General features: G+C 61.0%; 17 protein-coding genes. 11 read left to right on the forward strand and 6 right to left on the reverse strand.

Translation table 11 applies throughout. The features are described from left to right. The first annotated feature begins 136 nt into the window (after positions 1-136). The 3 genes from AC13QY_RS11685 to AC13QY_RS11695 all read left to right on the forward strand — a co-directional run bounded on the left by AC13QY_RS11685 (position 137) and on the right by AC13QY_RS11695 (position 2,988). Positions 137-1,342, forward strand: coding sequence for a pyridoxal phosphate-dependent aminotransferase (locus tag AC13QY_RS11685; protein WP_269245085.1), 1,206 nt, complete (start codon positions 137-139; stop codon positions 1,340-1,342). 80 nt (positions 1,343-1,422) lie between these two features. After that, entirely contained in the window at positions 1,423-2,220 is a 798-nt protein-coding gene (locus AC13QY_RS11690; protein WP_113330291.1) for an ABC transporter substrate-binding protein, read from the forward strand. 93 nt (positions 2,221-2,313) lie between these two features. Then, positions 2,314-2,988: an amino acid ABC transporter permease gene (locus tag AC13QY_RS11695; RefSeq protein ID WP_488486955.1), complete on the forward strand. Its 675-nt coding sequence runs from the start codon at positions 2,314-2,316 to the stop codon at positions 2,986-2,988. Between the two features lie 9 nt (positions 2,989-2,997). Here AC13QY_RS11695 and AC13QY_RS11700 read toward each other — a convergent pair whose 3' ends face one another. Next, complete coding sequence (locus tag AC13QY_RS11700; RefSeq protein WP_113330432.1) at positions 2,998-3,513, reverse strand: MarR family winged helix-turn-helix transcriptional regulator; 516 nt, start codon at positions 3,511-3,513, stop codon at positions 2,998-3,000. A 97-nt stretch (positions 3,514-3,610) separates the two neighbouring features. Next, entirely contained in the window at positions 3,611-5,182 is a 1,572-nt protein-coding gene (locus AC13QY_RS11705) for a phytoene desaturase family protein (RefSeq protein ID WP_488486954.1), read from the reverse strand. A 393-nt stretch (positions 5,183-5,575) separates the two neighbouring features. Between AC13QY_RS11705 and AC13QY_RS11710 the strand changes: the two genes are divergently transcribed. The 3 genes from AC13QY_RS11710 (at position 5,576) to AC13QY_RS11720 (ending at position 8,553) form a co-directional block, all read left to right on the forward strand. Next, positions 5,576-6,358, forward strand: coding sequence for a cyclase family protein (locus AC13QY_RS11710; protein WP_113330294.1), 783 nt, complete (start codon positions 5,576-5,578; stop codon positions 6,356-6,358). A 71-nt stretch (positions 6,359-6,429) separates the two neighbouring features. After that, a complete protein-coding gene (locus tag AC13QY_RS11715) occupies positions 6,430-8,019 on the forward strand; it encodes a phytoene desaturase family protein (protein ID WP_488486953.1) in 1,590 nt (529 codons plus the stop codon). A 27-nt stretch (positions 8,020-8,046) separates the two neighbouring features. Then, positions 8,047-8,553 (forward strand): MarR family transcriptional regulator, encoded by a 507-nt coding sequence (locus AC13QY_RS11720; RefSeq protein ID WP_113395506.1) that lies wholly within the window; start codon positions 8,047-8,049, stop codon positions 8,551-8,553. Positions 8,554-8,583: 30 nt separating this feature from the next. On the opposite strand, the gene AC13QY_RS11725 is transcribed toward AC13QY_RS11720, so the two are convergent. From AC13QY_RS11725 to AC13QY_RS11735, 3 genes are all read right to left on the reverse strand, one after another. After that, on the reverse strand, positions 8,584-9,894 hold the full coding sequence (locus AC13QY_RS11725; protein ID WP_113395507.1) for an MFS transporter: 1,311 nt from the start codon (positions 9,892-9,894) through the stop codon (positions 8,584-8,586). Positions 9,895-9,957: 63 nt separating this feature from the next. Beyond that, positions 9,958-11,517 carry an indolepyruvate oxidoreductase subunit beta family protein gene (locus AC13QY_RS11730; RefSeq protein ID WP_113395508.1) on the reverse strand — a complete coding sequence of 520 codons (1,560 nt, stop codon included), beginning with the start codon at positions 11,515-11,517 and terminating at the stop codon, positions 9,958-9,960. 9 nt (positions 11,518-11,526) lie between these two features. Further along, entirely contained in the window at positions 11,527-13,680 is a 2,154-nt protein-coding gene (locus AC13QY_RS11735; protein ID WP_113395509.1) for a ferredoxin family protein, read from the reverse strand. A 378-nt stretch (positions 13,681-14,058) separates the two neighbouring features. On the opposite strand from AC13QY_RS11735, the gene AC13QY_RS11740 reads away from it, so the two are divergent. The 5 genes from AC13QY_RS11740 to AC13QY_RS11760 all read left to right on the forward strand — a co-directional run bounded on the left by AC13QY_RS11740 (position 14,059) and on the right by AC13QY_RS11760 (position 19,460). After that, entirely contained in the window at positions 14,059-15,594 is a 1,536-nt protein-coding gene (locus AC13QY_RS11740; protein ID WP_113330299.1) for an ABC transporter substrate-binding protein, read from the forward strand. Between the two features lie 258 nt (positions 15,595-15,852). Further along, positions 15,853-16,860 carry an ABC transporter permease gene (locus tag AC13QY_RS11745; protein WP_113330300.1) on the forward strand — a complete coding sequence of 336 codons (1,008 nt, stop codon included), beginning with the start codon at positions 15,853-15,855 and terminating at the stop codon, positions 16,858-16,860. Continuing rightward, on the forward strand, positions 16,853-17,746 hold the full coding sequence (locus tag AC13QY_RS11750; protein WP_488493461.1) for an ABC transporter permease: 894 nt from the start codon (positions 16,853-16,855) through the stop codon (positions 17,744-17,746). The genes AC13QY_RS11745 and AC13QY_RS11750 overlap by 8 nt, the downstream gene beginning before the upstream one ends. Next, on the forward strand, positions 17,743-18,615 hold the full coding sequence (locus tag AC13QY_RS11755) for an ABC transporter ATP-binding protein (protein WP_488493462.1): 873 nt from the start codon (positions 17,743-17,745) through the stop codon (positions 18,613-18,615). The genes AC13QY_RS11750 and AC13QY_RS11755 overlap by 4 nt, the downstream gene beginning before the upstream one ends. Further along, positions 18,612-19,460, forward strand: coding sequence for an ATP-binding cassette domain-containing protein (locus AC13QY_RS11760; RefSeq protein WP_488493463.1), 849 nt, complete (start codon positions 18,612-18,614; stop codon positions 19,458-19,460). The genes AC13QY_RS11755 and AC13QY_RS11760 overlap by 4 nt, the downstream gene beginning before the upstream one ends. Before the next feature lie 15 nt (positions 19,461-19,475). Here the strand turns inward: AC13QY_RS11760 and AC13QY_RS11765 are convergent, their stop codons facing one another. Then, positions 19,476-21,089, reverse strand: a complete 1,614-nt coding sequence (locus tag AC13QY_RS11765; protein ID WP_113330304.1) for an AMP-binding protein — start codon at positions 21,087-21,089, stop codon at positions 19,476-19,478. Between the last annotated feature and the right edge of the window lie 63 nt (positions 21,090-21,152).

Here is a 21,152-nt window from a genome sequence, read left to right on the forward strand (position 1 = left end):
CCAGACTTTTTAAGCTTAAAATTTGTCCTTGAAATACGACGGCTTTTGGATAACCATTCGAAATTGAGGGGTTGCTCAAGTGAAAGCTGCCGCAGCCGTTTGAACCCTCCAATACAGAATTCCCAGGGGAAATTTCTTGTCTCTACCGCAGCATAACCTGCCGAACGCGATGACGGGCCGCGATGCTCTTGAAGGCATTCGCGCCCAGATCCGCGACATGCGCACCGACAATATCGCCGTGCTCGCCAAGCGCGCCCGCGAACTCGGTGGCGTCATTCCGCTCTGGTTCGGCGAAGGCGATATCGTGACGCCGGAGTTCATCCGCGATGCTGCGAAGAAAGCGCTCGACGACGGCGCAACTTTCTACGTTCCGAATATGCGCGGGTTGGCGACGCTGAACGAAGCCTTATCCGACTATCAGACGCATTGGCACGGCCGCCCCATCCCGATCGAACGCACGACGGTCGCCCCCGGCGGCATGCAGGCGCTCTACATGGCGCTTGAACTGCTCGTCGATGTCGGCACCAATGTCGTCTATGTCGCGCCGCAATGGCCGAACATCCACAACGCCATCCATCTGATCGGCGGCGAGCCCCGCGCTGTGTCACTCGATTTCGATACCGATTGGCGCCTCGATCTCGACAAGCTTTTTGCCCGCTGCGATGCCCGCACCCGCGCCATCTTCCTGTCGACGCCCTCCAACCCCACGGGCTGGACAGCGTCGCGCGAGGAAATGCAGGCACTGCTGGATTTCAGCCGCCGCACCGGCATCTGGATCATTTCCGATGAGGTCTATGCCCGCCTCTATTTCGATGGCGACATTGCCCCTTCGATCCTGCAAGTGGCCGAGGATGGCGATCGCGTCATCGCGATCAACAGCTTCTCGAAAGCCTGGGCGATGACCGGCTGGCGCGTCGGCTGGCTGACACACCCATCTGCCGTTGCCGACCAGCTTGGCGCCATGACGCAGTATATCAACAGCGGCACCTCGGCCATGGTTCAGGCCGGTGCCGCCGCCGCCCTTCGTGAAGGCGAGCCGCTGGTTTCAGAAATCCGGGGCCGGATCAAGGCAGGGCTCGACCTCGCCTATGAGAAGCTGCCGAAAATACCCGGCATCATCCTGCCGGAAAAGCCGCGCGGCGGCATGTATGCCTTCTTCGCGCTGCAGGGCGAGCCCGACGCAACGGCACTTTGCGAGCGCATTCTTGAAACCGCCCGCGTCGGCCTGGCGCCTGGATATCACTTCGGCGAGGCATCACGCGCATTCCTGCGCATGTGCACATTCCGCGAAACCGAACAGATGCGTATCGCGCTCGACCGCATGGTCAACGCGATGACATAAGACGGCCGCCAATCGGGCGGACGGGGAATACCGCGGGTGAGAGGAAAAGCCGGCGGCCATAACCAGAGGGAGACTAAAGAATGTCCATGACTCGTCGCAGTCTGCTGGTCCTTGCGACCGCCGTCGGCCTGGCCGGCGGAAGCCACTTCGCCTATGCCGCCGATGTGCTGAACGTCGGCTCCTATCCCAACAACCCGCCCTTCGAATACAAGACCGCGAATGGCGGCTTCGAAGGCTTCGAGGTCGACATCGTCAACGAAGCGGCCAAGCGCGCCGGCATGACCACTAATATCGCCGACTACGGCTTTCAGGCCCTGTTTGCGGCAACCAGTTCCAAGCGCATCGACGTGGCGATCTCGTCCATCACGATTACGCCGGAACGCCTGAAGTCGCAGTCCTTCACCCAGCCCTATTACGACTCCGATATGGGCGTCGCCGCCAAGGATGGCAGCGCGATCAAGGCGCTTGCCGATCTCAAGGGCAAAACTATCGGCGTACTTTCGGGTTCCACGGGTGAAAAATGGGCCAACGACAACAAGGCCGCGCAGGGTTTTGCCGACGTTAAGGGCTACAACTCGCAGCAGGACATGTTCCTTGATCTCGGCGCAGGCCGCATCGACGCCGTCGTCAGCGACATCCCGGGCATGCAGTATCTCTTCGTCAAGACCAAGGGCTTCGCCATCAAGGATCGCATCAAGACCGGCGAACAATACGGCCTGATGATGACCAAGGATTCGCCACTCGTCGCCAAGATCAACGATGCGATCACCGCGATGAAGAAGGATGGCACGCTGGATAAGATCCACGAGAAGTGGTTCGGCAGCAAGGCGCCTGCGGGCTCCTCCACCGTGACCGAACTGCCGATCCCCAAAGCGTGATCAAAAGATCATTATTGAAATGAGACTGCGCCGGTCGCGACGACCGGCGTGGATGCAGGAAACCTCGTCTTCGTTTCGCACGCGGGAGTGCCAATGTCTTTCGTCGATACCTTCTTCAATTCCGACGTCATGATCTCGGCCTTCCCGCAGCTGCTACGCGGGCTTTGGATGACCATCGCCCTCGGCGTGGTCAGCATCCTGATCGGCGTCACCGGCGGCCTCGTCGTCAGCCTGGTGCGCCTCTATGCCCCCAAGCCGCTGCAGCTCCTGATGATCGCCTATATCGACATCATGCGCGCCATGCCGATGCTGGTCGTGCTGATCCTGATCTATTACGCGCTACCCTTCGTCGGCATCAGCTTTTCCGCATGGTGGTCGGCGATCCTCGGCTTCTCGATCGTGCTGGCCGCCTACTCGGCCGAAGTCTTCCGCTCAGGAATCGAAAGCGTGCCGCGCGGCCAGTTCGAGGCGGCCGCCGCTCTCGGCATTCCCTTCCTGATCACGCTCTACAAGGTCGTGCTGCCGCAAGCGGTCCGCATCGTCATCCCACCGACGACGAGCAATTGCGTGTCGATGTTCAAGGATACGTCGCTTGCTTCGAGCGTGGCTTTGCCGGAACTGCTGAAAGAAGGGCAGAACGCCCAAGGCTTCTACGCCAACCCATCGCCGCTGATCATGGCCGCGCTGATCTACATCATCCTGCTCTGGCCGATGGTCCGCCTCGTCAGCGTGCTTGAAAAGAAGTTCAAGAGCGAACGTGCCAGATAAGGGCCAGCATCAATCGAAATCGACACCTGAAAGATGATTGCTGACGGATGATTTCACCGCACCGATATCCCGCCACAGCTCGCTAACGATTGCGGGCTCCACATCTGCCATCATGTCGCGCAGCCAGCCTTCATGAGCGGCGGCCATGGCGCTGAATTGGGTCTCGCCCTTCGCCGTGAGCTTGGCGACCGTCACGCGCCGGTCGCCATCGGGCGTCACGCGCTGCACGAGGCCATCCGCTTCCAGCCGTTCGACCAGTCCGGTGACATTGCCGTTGGTGACCATGGTGCGCTTCGAAAGCTCCCCGAGCCGCAGACCCTCCCGCTCGCGATAAAGCTGCGCCATCAGGTCGAATTGCGGCAAGGTCGCGCCGAACTCGTTGCGCAGCCGGCGACGAATTTCCTGCGAGATCAGCTTCGTCGTCGAAAGCATGCGCAGCCAGAGCCGCAGCTCCAGTTTTTTGCCTTCCTGCGCTCCCTGAACAATGATCTCCAGGTCAACGGTTGCACTCTCGGACTCTGTCATGACGTCGCCTCGGCCTATCATTCCGCATCATCAATCTAAGCGATCTAGGGGACGATATTTGAAATGTCAAAGGTTTGGCCGTCAAGTCGCATAACTGTCACTTTGCCAGCATTTTCCCCAGCATGAAGCCGGAGCCGGCGCCGGTTCCGGCGCCCGGCCATGTCGAAGCCCCGCACATGTAAAGCGATGCCACGGGCGTCCTGTATCGCGAATAGCCGGCAACGGGGCGGAACAGGAAATTCTGGTCGAGATGATGGCTGCCCGAGAGATTGTCGCCGCCGACGAGGTTCGGGTTCTCGCGTTCGAGATCGACGGGCGAAAAGACCGAACGGCCCAGTATCTTGCCACGCAAGCCTGGGGCATAGCGCTCGATGATATCGAGGACACGCTCGGCATAGGCATCCTTGATCTCGTCCCAGCTTGTGCCGGTGATCTCGCCGGCGGCATCACCGCGGAATTCCGCCGGCAGGACACGCACCTGTATCCAGAGCACATGCTGTCCGGCCGGCGCGCGCGACGGGTCGATGGCCGTCGGCTGGCCGACCACGAGCGCAGGCTCCGCCGGCAGAAGCCCGCCCATTGCCTCGGCATAGACGCGCGACATCATTTCGAGATCCGGCGCGATATGCACATAGGCGAAATTCTGCAGCGCCTGGCCTGCCGTCCAATCCGGAAGGCCAGACAGCGCCAGATGGATCATCATCGTGCCGGGTCCGGCCCGGAAGCGGGACACCTTGCCGTCGAACTCCCGGCGTGACGGGTCCTGGTCTAGAAGTTTACCGAACAAGATCTGCGGATGGACATTGGCGATAACGGCCCGCCGCGCCTCGTAGCGGCGCCCGTCGGCGAGAACAACACCGGTTGCCCTGCCGCCCGACGTGACGATCTTGTCGACGCGCGTACCCAGCATCAGCTCACCGCCCTTGCTCGTCAGCACGGCCGCCATCGCCTTGATGATGGTATCGGCTCCACCCTTGCCGATCACCATGCCCAAGGCCTGATTGGCCATGGATTCGAGATAGGGAAACAGCGCACCGCCGGCGACATCGGGCGCAAAGTCGAGATGCAGACCCCAGGCGGCCATCATCGTCTTGAGCTTGGTATTCTGGAAACGGGCATCGAGAAAATCGCGCGGCGAGGCAAAGAGCATACGCGCGGTGTCATAAATCCAGCCCATTCCCTTTTCGCGCCAAGCCTTCCAGACAACCCTGGCGGCGGCCAGGGATGGCATGGGCGAGCCGAGCAGGCCGAAAACATGCGGGGCATCCGCACCGAACGTAGAGAGCATATTGCGCCAGGCTGCAGCATCCTGCGGTGAGATATCGGCGATGGCGCCAGCGGTCTTTTCCAGATCGGTGCTGACGCCGAGATAGGTGTTGTCGCGAAACACGCTAGCGAAACAATCCGCTGCAGGTATGAAGTCCAGCCCTTCGGCCGAAAGCTCGTTCTTATATTGCGCAAAGAAGGCCGAGCCGGCAAACATGGAGAGATTCATGGCACAAAGATCATGCCGGAAGCCGGGCAGCGTCACCTCACGAGTCTTGACGGCACCGCCAGGCTCTGCATTTCCCTCGATGACGGCAACCTTCCAGCCCTTGGCGGCCAAATGCACCGCCGCCGCCAGGCCATTGTGGCCGGCCCCGACTATGATCGCATCGTAGCTCATCATCTGCCCCTTTTTGGTTTGTGATTATTATTATCACATGCATACATTTTGAGTTTTAAGCTTCAAGTATCTGTTGGCGCGAGTCACAAGAGGCAAAAGCAACCAATGATGGTGTTTTGCCGAATTACCTAGAAGAATTCCGTTTTACTTCAGCAGTTTACAAACTCATGACGGCCGCTGATCTCAGGCCAAAATTGGCTCCGCGAACCCCAGCGGAATGCTTGCAATATCATATATTGTGACATAGGCTCCCCTTATTCCGCCGCCGCGCGGAGCCGGTGCCAGGAGGAAAGGCACCCCACGCCTGGCGATACCAACTTCATGCCTGATCCTGAACAAAAGACCCACAAAAAGGCTCTTTGCATGGATCATGCAACAACAAGGGGAACGCAAAATATGACAGCCACCACACTCGCCAGCCTCGCCTCGGCCCTTCTTTCGGGCTCCGTCAAGGTCGTCGATCTCACCGCGCCGCTCGGTCCGGATACTCCGGTGCTCTACCTGCCGCCACAGTTCGGCAAGAACACGCCGAACGTCAAGGTCCATACGATCTCGGAATACAATCAGGACGGCCCCTTCTGGGCCTGGAACTGGCTGGAGCTCGGCGAGCATACCGGCACGCATTTCGACGCGCCCTGTCACTGGATCACCGGCAAGGACCATCCGAACAACACGACGGACACCATTCCGCCGCAGAATTTTGTGGCGCCGGTCAACGTCATCGACCGCTCCAAGGAAGCCGCCGCCAACCCCGATTATTTGCTGACGGTCGACAGCATCAAGGAATGGGAAGCCCAGAACGGCGCGATCGAAGCCGGCAGCTGGGTACTGCTGCGTACCGACTGGTACAAGCGTAACGGCTCGACCGAGACCTTCCTGAATGCCGATGAAAACGGCCCGCATTCCCCCGGCCCGACGGCCGAAGCGATCGAATATCTGCTCACCAAGGGCATTATCGGTTGGGGCCAGGAGACCATCGGCACCGATGCCGGTTCCGCCGGCGGCATGAACCCGCCTTTCCCGGCGCACAACCTCATGCACAAGGCCAATCGCTATGGCCTCGCCAGCCTCTCGAACCTCGACCAGCTTCCGGCTAAGGGCGCTGTTCTCATCGCTGCGCCGTTGAAGTTCGTTAAGGGCACCGGCTCGCCGGTTCGCGCACTGGCATTGATTGCATGATAGGCTGGAGAGGCAGGAGCCTGGGGCAGGCTCCTCCTTTCTGTTCATCTTGCCAGTGAGGGGCGGCAGCAATGGGCGATCATGACTACATCATCGTCGGCAGCGGCATAAATGCGCTCGTCGCAGCCGCCATGCTTGGCAAAAAGGGCCACAAGGTTCTTGTCCTTGAGCGCAACGACCGCATCGGCGGTTGCCTGCGCACCGAGGAGATCACCGAGCCCGGCTTCATCCACGACGTCATGGCAACGACCATGGTGCTTTTCCTCACTTCGCCGGCCTATGGCGCCATCGGCAAGGATCTCGAGGCACGAGGCCTGGAATTCGCCCATGCCGACCTCCCCACGGGCGTGCTGAGACCTGGCGGTTCGCATGTGATCTTTTCCAAGGACCGGCGGCGCAATATCGCCACCTTCGATGAACTGTCGCTCGGCGATGGGCAAACCTTCGCGCGCGAAATGGATGCGCTGGCCGCAGATGCGCCATTCCTGTTTTCGCTGCTCGGCGGTGCATTGTGGTCGGGATCGATGCTCAAGACCATCGGCAAGCAGGGCTGGAACCGTGGCCTGCGCAAGCTCGTTGCCTGGTTTGGCGATGCTTTGACGCCGGCACGCGGCTATCTCGAAACCAGCTACAGGTCCGAGGATATCCATGCGCTCTGGGCGCCGTGGGTGCTTCATTGCGGCCTTGGGCCCGAAAGCTCCTATTCCGCCGAAATGCTGAAGGTGATCGGCTTCGCATTGGAATTGGGCGGCGCGCCGATCGTCAAGGGTGGCGCCGAAAAACTGCTGACGGCCTTCGAACGGTTGATCACCGACAATGGCGGCGAGATTCGCGTGAGTGCCGATGTCGAGGCCATCATTCCGGACGCCAATCGCAGTGCCGATGGCATACGTCTTGCGAACGGCGAAACCTTGAGAGCAAAGGCCGGCGTAATCTGCTCGGTCACACCCAATCAGCTTTACGAGCGGCTGATGAAGGATTGGCCAGATCCGCTGCCGCCGGAGATCAAATCAGGCGTTGCCAGCTACCGCTACGGCAAGGGCGATATGCAGATCCACTATGCGCTTTCCGAGCCGCCGCGCTGGAAGGCCAATGCCGAACTCGGCCAGGTGGCGCTGCTGCACCTCACCCCCGGCCTCGACGGCGTCTCGCGCGCCGCCAACGAATGTGAGCGCGGGCTTCTGCCGGCCGAACCGACGGTCTGCGTCGGGCAGCCTGTCGCGCTTGATCCCAGCCGCGCACCGGAAGGAAAGTCGATCCTCTGGCTGCAGCTTCCCGAAGCGCCTCGCCACATCAAGGGAGATGCCGCCGGCGAGATCGAAACGCCAAGGGACGGCCGCTGGACGGAAGAGGTGCGCGAGCGCTATGCCGACCGGATTGAGGCGCTTCTATCCAGCCATATCGAGAACTTCTCCGGCATAAAACTCGCGCGCCGCGCCTATTCTCCTGGCGATCTGGAGGCGATGAACATGAACCTTGTCGGCGGCGATCCCTACGGCGGCTATTGCGGCATCGACCAGCTTTTCATCTGGCGTCCTTTCAAGTCATCTGTTAACCACCGCACCCACATATCGGGCCTCTACCACATCGGCGCTTCGGCGCATCCCGGTGCGGGCCTTGGTGGGGGCTCCGGCTTCCTGCTCGCATCATCGCTGAAGTAACACGTTTCCGGAGGAGGAGTTTCGTCGATGGAGGAACGGTTTTCAGGCACCATTTTGAGGCGCAAGCGGGATGAGAACGCGAAGCGCCCGACCATGGGCGAAATCGGCCTCAATCACTTCGCGCCTTATCTCATGAACCGGCTGATGGCGCGCTGGAACGCCAATCTTTCGGAAGAGCTGCGTGAATACGATATGACGACCGCCAAGATGCGCGCGCTTGCCGTCCTCAGCGTCTCGTCCAGCGTCACCATCAACGAGCTCTCCGTCTTTGCGGTGACCGAACAATCGACGATGAGCCGCACTTTGGATTCCCTCGAGCAGCAGGGCTACATCCGCCGCCAGCCGCGCGCCGAAGACATGCGCATCCGCGATGTCTCCATCACCGAGGAGGGCCGCACCGCCTTCGAGAAGGTGTGGCCGACCATGTACGACCTCTTCCTGCAGATGTTCGACGGTGTCGACGAAGCCGAATACCGCACCTTCATCTCGACGCTGCACAAGGTGCTGCACAATATCAGGAAGCACGAGATCTGAGCGGCCTGATAGATTCCGCTCCAGTTCGGATCACCGCCTGTTCGGTATCAGCGCCGTTGCCAATGCCGCGATGGCGGCAACAATGGCGAAAATATAGAAATTCCATTCCGGGCCGACATTCAGGCTGGCGATGTATCCACCCATCAAGGGGCCGGAAAGCGCGCCAATGCGCGAAAAGCTCAGCGCCCAGCCGGTGCCGGCTGCCCGCACGAAAGGCTGCAGATAAGCGGCAAGATAGCCGGTGAGGATCAGCGATGCCGAAACCGTGCCGAAACCGGCAATGGCGACGACCGTGTAGTTCAGCCAGATGGATCCCTTGAAAGCGAGAAGCGCTATACCGACGGCACCAAGCAGATAGGATAGCGTCACGGTCAACCGCACGCCAAAACGATCCGCCCATTGGCCAAGCACGATGCCGCCGATCGCGGAGGTGAAGCTGAAGACGGCGAGGAAGAGCAGGCTGTCGCCGAGATCATAACCACTCTTGCGCATGATCTGCGGCAGCCACTGGGCCAGCCCGTAGACGAGGAGCAACCCCATGAACAGTGCGATCCAGAAGCAGGCGGTGGCGAAGGCATTTCTCGGCGAAAAGATCTCGCCCAACACTGCGCGCCAGCCGAGGCCGGTTTCCCTGGGCGCGCTTCCCGCAGGGACGGGAACGCCAAGCCGGGCAGCAAGCCGCCTCGCATTCTCGCCTCGCCCCTTCGCAACGAGGAAATCAAGCGACTCGGGCAGCAACCATGCCATAATAGGCACGAACAATACCGGCAGCGCGCCAACAAGAACGACCGGCCGCCATCCATAATCCGGCAACAACCATCTACCGACGAGCGCAGCGGCAAACAGGCCCAGCGAATAGCCGGAATACATGATGCCGTAATTGAGATTCTTCTTCGCGGTCGGCGAATATTCGATGGTCAGCGCCGCCGCCAACGGAATGATGCCGCCGAGGCCAAGACCGGCGGCAAAACGGCTGACACCGAACCATGTCGGCGTCGGTGACCATGCGGTGACAGCCGTGCAGACGGCGAATAGCGAAAGGCAGGCGAGAAACATCGGCTTGCGGCCGTAGAGATCGCTCAGCGTACCGACGACAATGCCACCGACAAGCATGCCGAAGACGGTATAGCTGCCCATGGCCCCGAGCTGGAGCGGCGTGAGGTGCCAGACATTGTCGGTTGACAGCGCCGGCAGAATGGCGCCGAGAACGCCGACATCGTAGCCCTCCGCAAAGATCGCCAGCCAGCAAATGAGCACGACGACGAGGCTTCTGGCATGCGAGATCTCACCGCCGCGAGGACTTGAAAGGTCCTTCGCAGCGCCATTTCGAAGAGTGTCCATGCGACTGTTCCCTTTTGGAATTGTCGGTCTTGGCCGATATTATTTGCGTCCGGCGTGGTCGTGTCAGAGTGTCCCGACCGTTTTGAGCGCTCCGTCGAGCGCCGTACCCTTTTCGTCCAGAAGTGCAGCCTGCCGCAGCCGTCGCATCCACGCGGCTCCATCCTCGCGCTCGCGCAGGAGCGGCAGCGCCGACATGACGCGATCGAACTTGGAAAGCCCGCGTGCATGCGTATCGGAGTAACCTTTGACAAGCCGGCGGTTGCCGAGCACCTCGACGGCAAGATCGTAGTTCGTGGCCACCAGATTGGAGGCCGCACCAAGCCAGGCCTCGCGATGCTCCACCTCGCGGGCATGCCGCAATGTGCCGCGACGGATGCGGCGTAGCGCCGAGAGCATATAGAGGCCGAGGAACCAGAACAGCGTGCCCGTCTGAACGCGACGCCCCTTGTTGACGAAGCGGTCGAGCCGGGCAAACAGGCGCGGCTGGTTTTCGATCCAGAGACCCATGCCTTTCGGCATCGTGCCACAGACCTCGTCCATGCGCGGGTGCATGTATTCGGTCATGTAGACGATCTGGTCGTCCTTGGCGCCGACTTCCTTACGAACGCGCTCGAAGCGCGAACCGCGCACCTTCAGATCGGCAACGCGAATGACATCGTCATAGGCCATGGCGACTGCGACATACTTCGCCGCTTGCACGGTAAAGGCGAAATCCTTGTTCGCGCCGCCGGCCTTGCGATCCAGCGCATGAAGCACCGCGACACGGCTCAGATATTCGTCTGCATAGGCCGGGTCCTGATAATCGGTCAGCTTCTTGACGCCGGCAAACAACAGCGGCCAGGCAACTTCCGGAAATTCCGAACGGATGCGATTGACCAGACGGTCCAAGGCCGGATGACCGGCCGTCTCGGGCAGAGCATCGAAGTGCTTCGGCGGCGTTGCGGAAACCGCATCACGCGGCTTCTCCTTGACGCGATCGAAAGCGGCATTGAACGCCTTCAGGCTCGGCTCGATGCCCTTGCCGCCGGCGCGGATCATCGCCTCGAAAGCCTGCTTGCCGAACGGCAGCGCCCCCGAACCCGCCAAAGCGCCGAACATCGAGGCCGAAATCACGCTGCCGTTCTTGACGGCCATCGTTTCCATGTCGAAAGCGATAGTGCGCTTGGCGGCGAAATCCGTGGCATCCACCACCACCTCGGCATTGCCGATGCCATCGCCCGGCTTTTCCTTTTCCGCAACCGCAAAGGAGCGGTGCGTCGAGGCGATCAGCAGGGTCTTGTCCGGTGTGACCAGACCGCGCAGCACCGAGCGGCCAGCCTCCATCAGCTCAGCCGCCATGACGACATCGACATCACCGGGCGTCGGCATCAGCGAGAAGATCGGCGCATGACCATCTTTCGCCGGCAGCATTTCAATATAATAGATCGTCGCGCCCGTCCGCTGGGCCACGCCCGGCACGGAGGTCGTCTGCGCCATCCAGCCTTCGGCCTCGGCAAGGCCGACGATCCAGTCGGCGAGGACACCGCCGCCCTGCCCACCCATGGCGAGAATGGCAAGCGACAGCGGCTTATCCGTAGAAAGCCTGGCAGCGCCGAGATCACTCATGCTCACATGTTCGTTCATCTCGCCCTCTCAATCTGAAAAGACGATGCGGCCGGCGCGGCGACGCGCCTGCAGCCAGCCGATGATGACGGAACGCATGCGGGCAACAAAACGATCCCAGCCCGTCGGATTATGGATGATATCGGCCCGATAGAAGGAGGGACAAAGCACCGCCGCCTCCGAGACTTCGCCGCAATTGCCGCATCCCACGCAATTGTTGTCGATCGCCGCCACCGGATCGTCCTTCAGCGGATCGTCGGTATGCTTGACCGACAACGAAGGACAGCCGGAAAGGCGGATGCAGGCGTGATCGCCGGTGCAGACATCCTCGTCCACGCCGAAGCGCTCCTTGACCATGCGCTTGCCGTCCTTGATGGCCTTGGCGAATTGCGGCTTCACGCGGCGCTGCTTGTTGAGCATGCATTCCGAGGAGGCAACGATGATCTTCGGCCCCGGCTCCTTCGAGGTCAAAGCCTCGCGGAGCGTATCGCGCATCTTGGCGACATCGTAGGTCCGGTCGACCTGACGCACCCAGGTCGCGCCGATGCCTTTGACGGCGTTGACGATGGAATTGTTGGTCTTGCGACGCGGATTGAGCGCACGCGAGGACGGTATGTCCTGCCCGCCGGTCGCCGCCGAGTAATAGTTGTCGACGACGAGGATGACGCCATCCTGTTTGTTGAAGACGGCATTGCCGACCGACGTCGCGAGGCCATTGTGCCAGAAGCCCCCATCACCCATGACCGAAATCACGCGCTTGTCGGCCGCGACATTGAAGGCAGACGCGGCGGCCGGCCCGAGCCCGTAGCCCATGGTCGTGCTGCCGATATTGAAGGGCGGCAGGATCGAGAAGAGGTGGCAGCCTATATCGCCTGATATGTGATGCTGGCCGAGTTCGCTCTCCACCATCTTCATGGCGGCGAAAATCGGCCGCTCGGGACAGCCGATGCAGAAGCCGGGCGGACGTGGCGGCACGACTTCGGCTAGCGCCTTGATCTTCGGATCGTTGAGAATAGGCGTTGGATCCGGCAGCGGCGGCTGGTTGCCGAGCAGCACGCGCTGATGGATCTCCAGAAAATTCTTGATGCCCTTCATCAATACGGGCGCGGTATATTCGCCGCCCATTGGCAGCACATCCTTGCCCGCGACCTTGGTCTGGATATCGCGGCGGCGCAGGATCGTATTCAGGGATTGCTCGATATATTCCGGCGCCCCCTCTTCGACCATCAGCACCGCCTTCTTGTTGGCGCAGAATTCGGCGATCTGGTCATCCACAAGCGGATAGGCGACATTGAGGACGTAAAGCGGCACGGCGGAGTTGCCGTAGACATCGGCAAGCCCGAGCTGCTGCAGCGCGCGCAGCACGCCATTGTAGGCGCCACCGAGCAGGATGATGCCGACTTCGCCTTCGGACGGGCCGAAATACTCGTTGAGCTGCCGCTCCTTGATGAAATTGACCGCTGCAGGCCAGCGCTTCTCCAGCTTCTCCTTCTCATGCAGGAAGGAGGCCGGCGGCAGCACGATGCGGTTGACGTCGCGAACCGGATTTTCCAGCGCCTGCTTCAGCGTATAGGCCGGCCGCTTGTTGTCCTTGGCGACGAACTGACCGTGGACATGACAGCTGCGGATGCCGACCTGCAGCATGACGGGCGTGTTCGACACTTCCGAAAGCTCGAAGCCCTCTTCCACCGCCTGCACGATCGACGGCAGGTTCGGGCGCGGATTAAGCAGCCACATTTGCGATTTCATCGCATAGGCATGGCTGCGCTCCTGCATGATCGAGGAACCCTCGCCGTAATCCTCGCCGATGATGATAAGCGCACCACCGGTCACGCCGCCCGAAGACAGGTTGGAAAGCGCGTCCGACGCGACATTGGTGCCCGCCGTCGATTTCCAAGTGACGGCGCCGCGCACCGGATACATGACGGAGGCGGACAGCATGGCGGCTGCGGCCGCTTCCGAAGCCGATGTCTCGAAATGGACGCCCAGATCCTGCATCACGTCCTTGGCGTCGGCCAGCACGTCCATAAGATGGGAAATCGGCGAGCCCTGATAGCCGCCGACATAGGAGACACCGGATTGCAGAAGTGCCTTGGTGATCGCGAGAATACCCTCGCCGCGGAAGATATCGCCTTCCCCGAGCTTCAGATCCTCGACCTCGCGCGCAAACGATCGCTCGGCCATGACGTTACCCCTTTGCCCTTGCGGGCTTGTTTTAAATCATTTGCAAAATCATATTTTGAACTTCCTTGAACTGTCAACGAACAATTATGCGATATCGCCGCATCATTTTGCGACATCGGCTGGGCAGCAATATGCTGACGCCAGCCGTTATTGTTGACTCGGATATCTCCGTTGCACTCAAATGTATGCGTATGCATAAAATTTATGCGAACATGTGAAGCCGAGTAAGAATTGCGGACCGGGATTTTACGGAAGCACCAGAGAAAGCGCTTGCCGCTCCAAAATATGTATTTTAAGATTAAAACATTCCGACAATAAATCGCCAGCGGCAGTTGGGCGTCATGCTTTTCTGTCGCTTAACAGGGGAACGGAGTGACCATGACAACGCTTACTCGGCGCGAGGCCCTGAGCCTCGGCGCAGCCGCATTCATGACTGGGATTTTAGCCGGCAGAACGCCTGTGGAAGCAGCGGAAGCCGGCACACTGACCATCGCTTTCAACGTCAATTTGCCCTCTTTCGATCCGACGACAGGCCCGTCGGCCGTTAATCCGACGATCCAGGCGATCTATCGCTCGATCTTCGACCAGTATATCGGCCAGGGACCGGACCTGAAGTTCCAGCCGGGCCTTTTGACGGCCTGGGGCTGGAACGATGACAAGACAAAAGTCTGGATGGACGTTCGCGAAGGTGTGACCTGGCACGACGGCTCCAAGTTTACACCGGATGACGTCGTCTGGTCGCTGGAGCGCGCCGCCAAGCAGGACACCGGCAACCCGATCCAGTTCATCTGGTCGACCGCCAACAATTACAAGGTGGAAGGCAACCGCATCACCGGCGATGTCGTCCGTTTCGAGCCGACCTATTTCAAATGGATGGCCTTTCTCACCGGCTATGTCCTGCCCAAGGACTATTACACCAAGGCGGGCGCGCAGGGCTTCGAAAAGAAGCCGATCGGCACGGGCCCCTATATGGTCGATGCCTATGAGGGCAATTCCTATCTGCGCCTGAAGGCAAACCCGAACTATTTCGGCGGCAAGCCCGCCTTCGATACCGTCATCTTCAAGTTCGTGCCGGACACGACGAGCCGTGTCGCCGAAATCGAGTCCGGTTCGTCCGACGTGACGCTGGAAATCCCCTATGAGGATTTCGACCGGCTGAAGAAGAAATCCGGTCTTGCGGGCGTCGCCACCCCAATCTCCGATATCGGCATGATCTTCATCAGCAATGTCGATCCGATGCTCGACAAGAATGTCCGCCTCGCCGCGAATATGGCGATCGACAAGGAAGCGATCATCAAGCGGCTGCTGCGCGGCTACGGCAAGCCGCTATCGACACTGGAGGCGCCGGAGTACGAAGCCTACGACGCGTCAGTCAAAATCCCTTACGATCCGGAACAGGCCAAAAAGCTCCTGGCCGCCAGCGGCTATTCGCCGGACAAGCCGGTGAAATTCACCATCAAGACGACCCGCGGCTTCAAGCCGAAGGATTACGAGATGATCCAGGCGATCGTCGGCATGTGGCGCAAGGTCGGTATCGAGGCTGAGATCGAAGTTTACGAAATCGCCAAGCATTATGAGCTGCGCGCCGCCCATCAACTCGGCCCAGCCGCCTTCTACAACTGGGGCAACGCCATCGGCGATCCGACGACCTCGACCGGCTTCGCCATGTTCGGCCCCTCGCCGCACTCAGCCTGGAAAACCAAGGATGTCGACGACATGCTGGGGCCGCTCTGGGTGGAAAAGGACGAGTCCAAGCGCATCGCCGGCTGGAAAGCGGCGATCAAATATATCGCCGAGCAGGGCTACGTGATCCCGTTGCTGCAATATGCCCAGCCGATCGTTTATAAATCGAGCCTGAAGGTTACGCCGAACGTTTCCGGCGCCCTGCAGCCGACGCTGGTGTCGAAGGCTTGATGCGTCGAGCTTTGATCGTGCAGCCTTGCCCCACACCCTAGCCCTCTCCCCGTCCTGAGCTTGTCGAAGAGGCGGGGAGAGGGGACGACCTTTGTATCCTCGCCGGAGCACGTTGTTAGGGGTAGGCTGCAGGTGCCTCTTTCCCCTTCTCCCCGTCAAAACGGGGAGAAGGTGCCCGCCCTTCGACAGGCTCAGGAGGTCGGATGAGGGGCTTAGGACTCTTCAGCGCCATAGCCGTGCCATCGGAACTCATAACGCATGATAGCAGTCTCCATATTGAACCGGCTGATCATGGCCGCGATCACCCTCTTCGGAGTGGCGGTGATCGTCTTCGTCCTCCTGCGCGTCGTGCCGGGCGATCCGATCGCGATGATGATCTCGCCGGGCGCAAGCCCTGCCGACATCGCCGCGCTGCGCGCCCATTACGGGCTCGATGCGAGCCTGACCACGCAATTCTGGCTTTGGCTGAAAGCGGTTCTGACGGGCGATTTCGGGACATCGATCTCCCTGAAACGCGATGTGCTCTCCCTGCTCCGCGAGCGCCTTCCCGCAACGCTGGAGCTTGCCTTTGCCGCGCTGGTCCTGGCGGTTCTTCTCGGCGGCGCGGTTGCCATTGTCGGCACGCTCGCCCGCCGCACGATTTTCGAACCCGTGATCGACAGCCTGAACGGCCTTTTGCTGGCTGTTCCGGATTTTGTCTGGGCGCTGGCGCTGGTCCTTGTCCTCGGCGTTCTTTTTCCGCTTTTCCCGCTCTCCGGACGCATCGATCCGGGCATCGACGCGCAATTCGCAACGCCCTTCTATCTCATCGAAAGCCTCGTAACGTTTCGCTTTGCGATCTTCGCCGACATCTGCGCCCATATGGTCATGCCGGTCCTGGCGCTCGGCCTGCCGCTCGCCGCCATCATCGCCCGCGTGCTGAAGGCAGCGCTCTCCGAGGCCATGGTGCAGGACTATATTCTGCTCGCCAAGCTGAAAGGCATGTCTGAGCTGCGGCTGGTGCTGCAGGAGGCGCTGCGCAATGCCGTCGGCCCGACGATCGCGCTGACCGGCGTGCAATTCACCTTCCTGATCGGCGGCACCGTCATCGTCGAGCGCATCTTCGCCTATCCCGGCATCGGCAACATGGCGATCGATGCCGTCATCAACCGCGACCTGCCGCTGATCCAGGGGCTGGTGCTGGTCTTCGGCGCCCTCTTCATTCTCGTCAATCTGGCGGTCGATCTGCTGGTCGCGGCCTTCAATCCGAGGCTCGCTCATGGCTGACGTTACCTCGCCCGCGATGCCGCAATCACCCTTCAGAATGGCGAAACGTTTGCGCGCGCTGCTCGCCGAGCCAAAGGTGATCTTTGGCGGCGGCTTCATCCTCATCCTCCTCATCCTCGCGATTTTTGCTCCCTATATCGCACCGAAGGACCCGTTGGAGCAGGATCTGATGTCCGGCACCTTACCGCCGGCATGGATCGAGGGTTCCGATCCGGGCTTCCTATTCGGCACCGACGATCTCGGCCGCGACGTGCTGTCGCGCGCCATCTTCGGCACACGCATCGCTCTCACGGTCGCCTTCGTCGCGGCCGGGCTTGCGGCCCTGATCGGCACGCTGCTCGGCCTTCTCGCCGGCTGGTATGGCGGCTGGATCGACAAGGCGATCTCCCGCCTTGTCGATATCTGGATGGCCTTCCCACCGGTACTGCTGTCGATCCTGCTCGTCGCCGTCTTCGGCTCCGGCGTGCACTCGGTCATCGCGGCCATCGTCATCATCGACTGGACGCGCTTCTCTCGCGTCGTGCGCTCGGAAACGCAGGCGCAGGCGCGGATGGATTATGTGACCGCCGCCCACACGATCGGCTTTTCGCGGGCCAGAATCCTCTTCAGCGAAATCCTGCCCAATGTGACGCCGGTGCTGATCGCCCTCGTCAGCCTGGAAATGGGCATTGCCGTCATCGTCGAAGCTATCCTGTCCTTCGTCGGCCTGTCGGTCGCCTCCGATACGCCGACCTGGGGCGGCATGATCGCCGAGGGGCGGCAGATGATCTATCAGGGCTGGTGGGTACTGGTCGTACCGCTGATCGCGCTCTTCGCGACGGTGCTTGCCTTCAATCAACTCGGTGACGGTCTGCGCCGCGCCCTCGATCCGGTGATGCGCCGATGACATCTCCACTTCTCTCCATGACGGGCCTCAGTGCCATATCCGACCGCGACGGCGGCGCACCGATCCTGCGCGATGTTTCCCTGACGCTCACGCGCGGCGAAGTGCGCGGTCTTGTCGGCGAAAGCGGCGCCGGAAAATCCACCATCGCCAAAGCCCTGCTCGGCATACTGCCGCGCAGCGTCCGCATCACAAACGGCTCGATATTGTTCGAGAACCGCGACCTGCTCACACTCTCCGCCAGGGAATTGCGAGACATCATGGGCAGCGAAATCTCGCTGATCCCGCAGGACCCGCAAACGGCACTCAATCCCGGCCGGCGCATCGAGGCGCAACTGACCGACGGCCTGCGGTTGAAGCGGGGCATGTCATCGGACAATGCCCGCCGGCGCGCGCTGAAGCTGCTGGAGGAGGTGCATATCCGCGATCCCGAGCGCGTGCTGCGCGCCTATCCGCATGAATTGTCCGGCGGCATGCGCCAGCGCATCCTGATCGCAGCCGCCTTCGCGCTGGAGCCGAAACTGGTCGTCGCCGACGAGCCGACCACCGCGCTCGACGTTACCGTGCAGAAGCAGATCCTGCGGCTGATCCGCGGCCTGCAGGAAGCGCACGGCACCGCCGTCATCTTCGTCACCCACGATCTCGGCGTTGTCGCCCAGATCTGCGACAGTGTGACCCTGCTCTACGCTGGCAAGGTGATCGAAGACGGACGCACGAGCGACGTGCTGACGCATCCCAAGCATATCTATACAAAATCCCTGATATCGGCCGGGCCGCGCTACGACCGGCCGGATGCCGGACTGACGCCGGTGCCGCAAGCCGTTTTCGAACAATTGCGCCGCGAGATCGGCATTCCGGAGGGAAGCCGATGAGCGTTTCCGATACTCTCCTTTCGGCCAGAGGCATCGAGGTCACCTATGGCGCCAAGCGGCACCTTTTCGGGCCGCCGGGCTTGGGTATCAAGGTGCTGCATGGTGTCGATATCGACATCCGTCGTGGCGAAACTATCGGCATCGTTGGCGAAAGCGGCTCAGGCAAGACGACACTCGGCCGCGCTCTGCTGCAGCTGGTCGATGTGACGGCAGGCAGCATTCATTTCGATGGCCGAGACATCGCGCATCTGCCCGATTCAGAGATGCGGCCGCTACGCCGCCGCATGCAGATGATCTTTCAAGATCCGATGGCCTCGCTCAATCCGCGCCACACGATCCGCCGCATCCTCGTCGAGCCGTTACTGCTACATCGGCTGGCTTCGGACCGGAAAGAAGCTGAGCGGCAGGTTGCCGCAATTCTCGAACGCGTGACGCTGCCTCAGGCATGCCTCGATCACAATCCGCATGAACTCTCGGGCGGCCAGCGCCAGCGCATCGGCATCGCGCGTGCCGCTCTGCTGAAGCCGGATTTCGTACTCGCCGACGAGATCGTCTCCGGCCTCGACGTGTCGACCCAGGCCCAGGTTCTGAATCTACTGAAGGAGCTTTCGCGCGATCTCGGCCTCTCGATGGCGTTCATCAGCCACGATCTCTCCGTCATCCGCGCCGTCTGCGACCGCGTCTATGTCCTGCGCCATGGCCGTGTCGAGGAGGAAGGCGATTGCGAGCGCGTCTTCACGGCGCCGGCTTCCGCCTATACGCGAATGCTGCTCGACGCCATTCCCCTGCCGGAAATCGATCCGCATTGGCTCGGTCGCGAGACGGGCCAGGAAAACGCTGCCTGATAAGCACTCGGACGTTCAGTTGCGCAGGCGGAAACGCTGTATCTTGCCCGATTCCGTCTTCGGCAGAGCTTCGACGAAGATAATGGAACGCGGATATTTGTAGGGCGCGATGACCGCCTTCACATGATCCTGCAGCTTGCGAACCTGCAGATCCGAGGCAACGATGCCGGGTGCCAGCACCACATGCGCCTGCACGATATGGCCCCTTTCTTCGTCGGGCTTACCGACGACGGCACATTCCAGCACATCGGCATGCGAAAGAAGGGCTGCTTCTACTTCCGGTCCGGCAATATTGTAACCGGCCGAAAGAATGATGTCGTCGGAACGGGCGGCAAAATGGAAATAGCCGTCCTCATCCTGAATGAAGCTGTCGCCCGTCAGATTCCAGCCATCTCGCACGTAGTCGGCCTGTCTGTGGTCGGCGAGATAACGGCAGCCGATCGGCCCGCGAACGACGAGCTTGCCGATGACCCCACGCGGAACCTCGTTCATATCGTCATCGACAACGCGGGCCTCATAGCCCGTCAGCGGCTTGCCCGTGCAGTTCGGCTTGACGTCGGACAGGCGGTTGGAAATGAAGATATGCAGCATCTCGGTCGAGCCGATGCCGTCGAGGATGGGCTTGCCGGTCTTGCGCGTCCATTCCTCGAAAATCGGGCCCGGCAGCGTCTCGCCGGCCGAAACGGCGATACGAAGTGAAGACAGATCCGCCCCCTCTTCCATCGCTGCCAGCATGGCGCGATAGGCCGTCGGCGCCGTGAAGCTGATGGTCGCGCCGTACTCCTGAATGATCTCGACCATGTTCTTCGGCGAGGCGTTTTCGAGCAGCGCCGTCGACGCCCCGAACCTCAAGGGGAAGATGACGAGACCGCCGAGCCCGAAGGTAAAGGCGATCGGCGGCGAGCCGATGAAGACGTCATCCGGCGTCACCTGCAGGACTTCCTTGGCATAGGCGTCGGCAATGATCAGGATATCCCGATGAAAGTGCATGGTGGCCTTCGGCACACCCGTCGAGCCCGAGGTGAAGCCGAGCAGCGCCACATCATCACGCCCGGTTTTGACCGGCTCGAAGCGAACGGGCTTGTTGAGCGCGATCCGGTCGAGTTCGGCATCATGGTTGGCGGTGCCGTCGAAACCGACGACCTGCTTCAGGAACCGACTGTCTTTGGCGGCTGTGACGAGTTCCTCCAGTAGCCTCGTATCGCAAAGCGCAAAGGAGATCTCCGCCTTGTCGATGATCTTCGAAAGCTCTCCGGCCCGCAGCATCGGCATGGTATTGACGGCGACGGCACCGACCTTCGTCACCGCCAGCCAGCAGGCAATCATGGCTGGGTTGTTGCCGGAGCGGATGAGAACGCGATTGCCCGGCTTGACGCCGAAATCCTCGACAAGCGCGTGGGCGATGCGATTGGTCCAGTCCGCCAGTTCCTTGTAGGTGCGACGACGGCCATTACCGATCAGGGCCACGTGATCGGCGAAACCCTTTTCGACCATCCGGTCACTGAGTTCGAAGCCGGCATTCAGCCATTCCGGATAATCGAAACCCTCCATCCGCAGTTCCGGCCATTGGTCGAAAGGGGGCAGATTGTCTCGCGTGAATGTATCGGTATGACCGGTCGGTCCCAGCATTGCCTTGCTCCCACATTCTTATCGATCGATCGCCACGACAGCCGTTTCCCCGCGGCCCATGTG

It is taken from the genome of Martinezella sp. CNPSo 3795, from assembly GCF_057784475.1.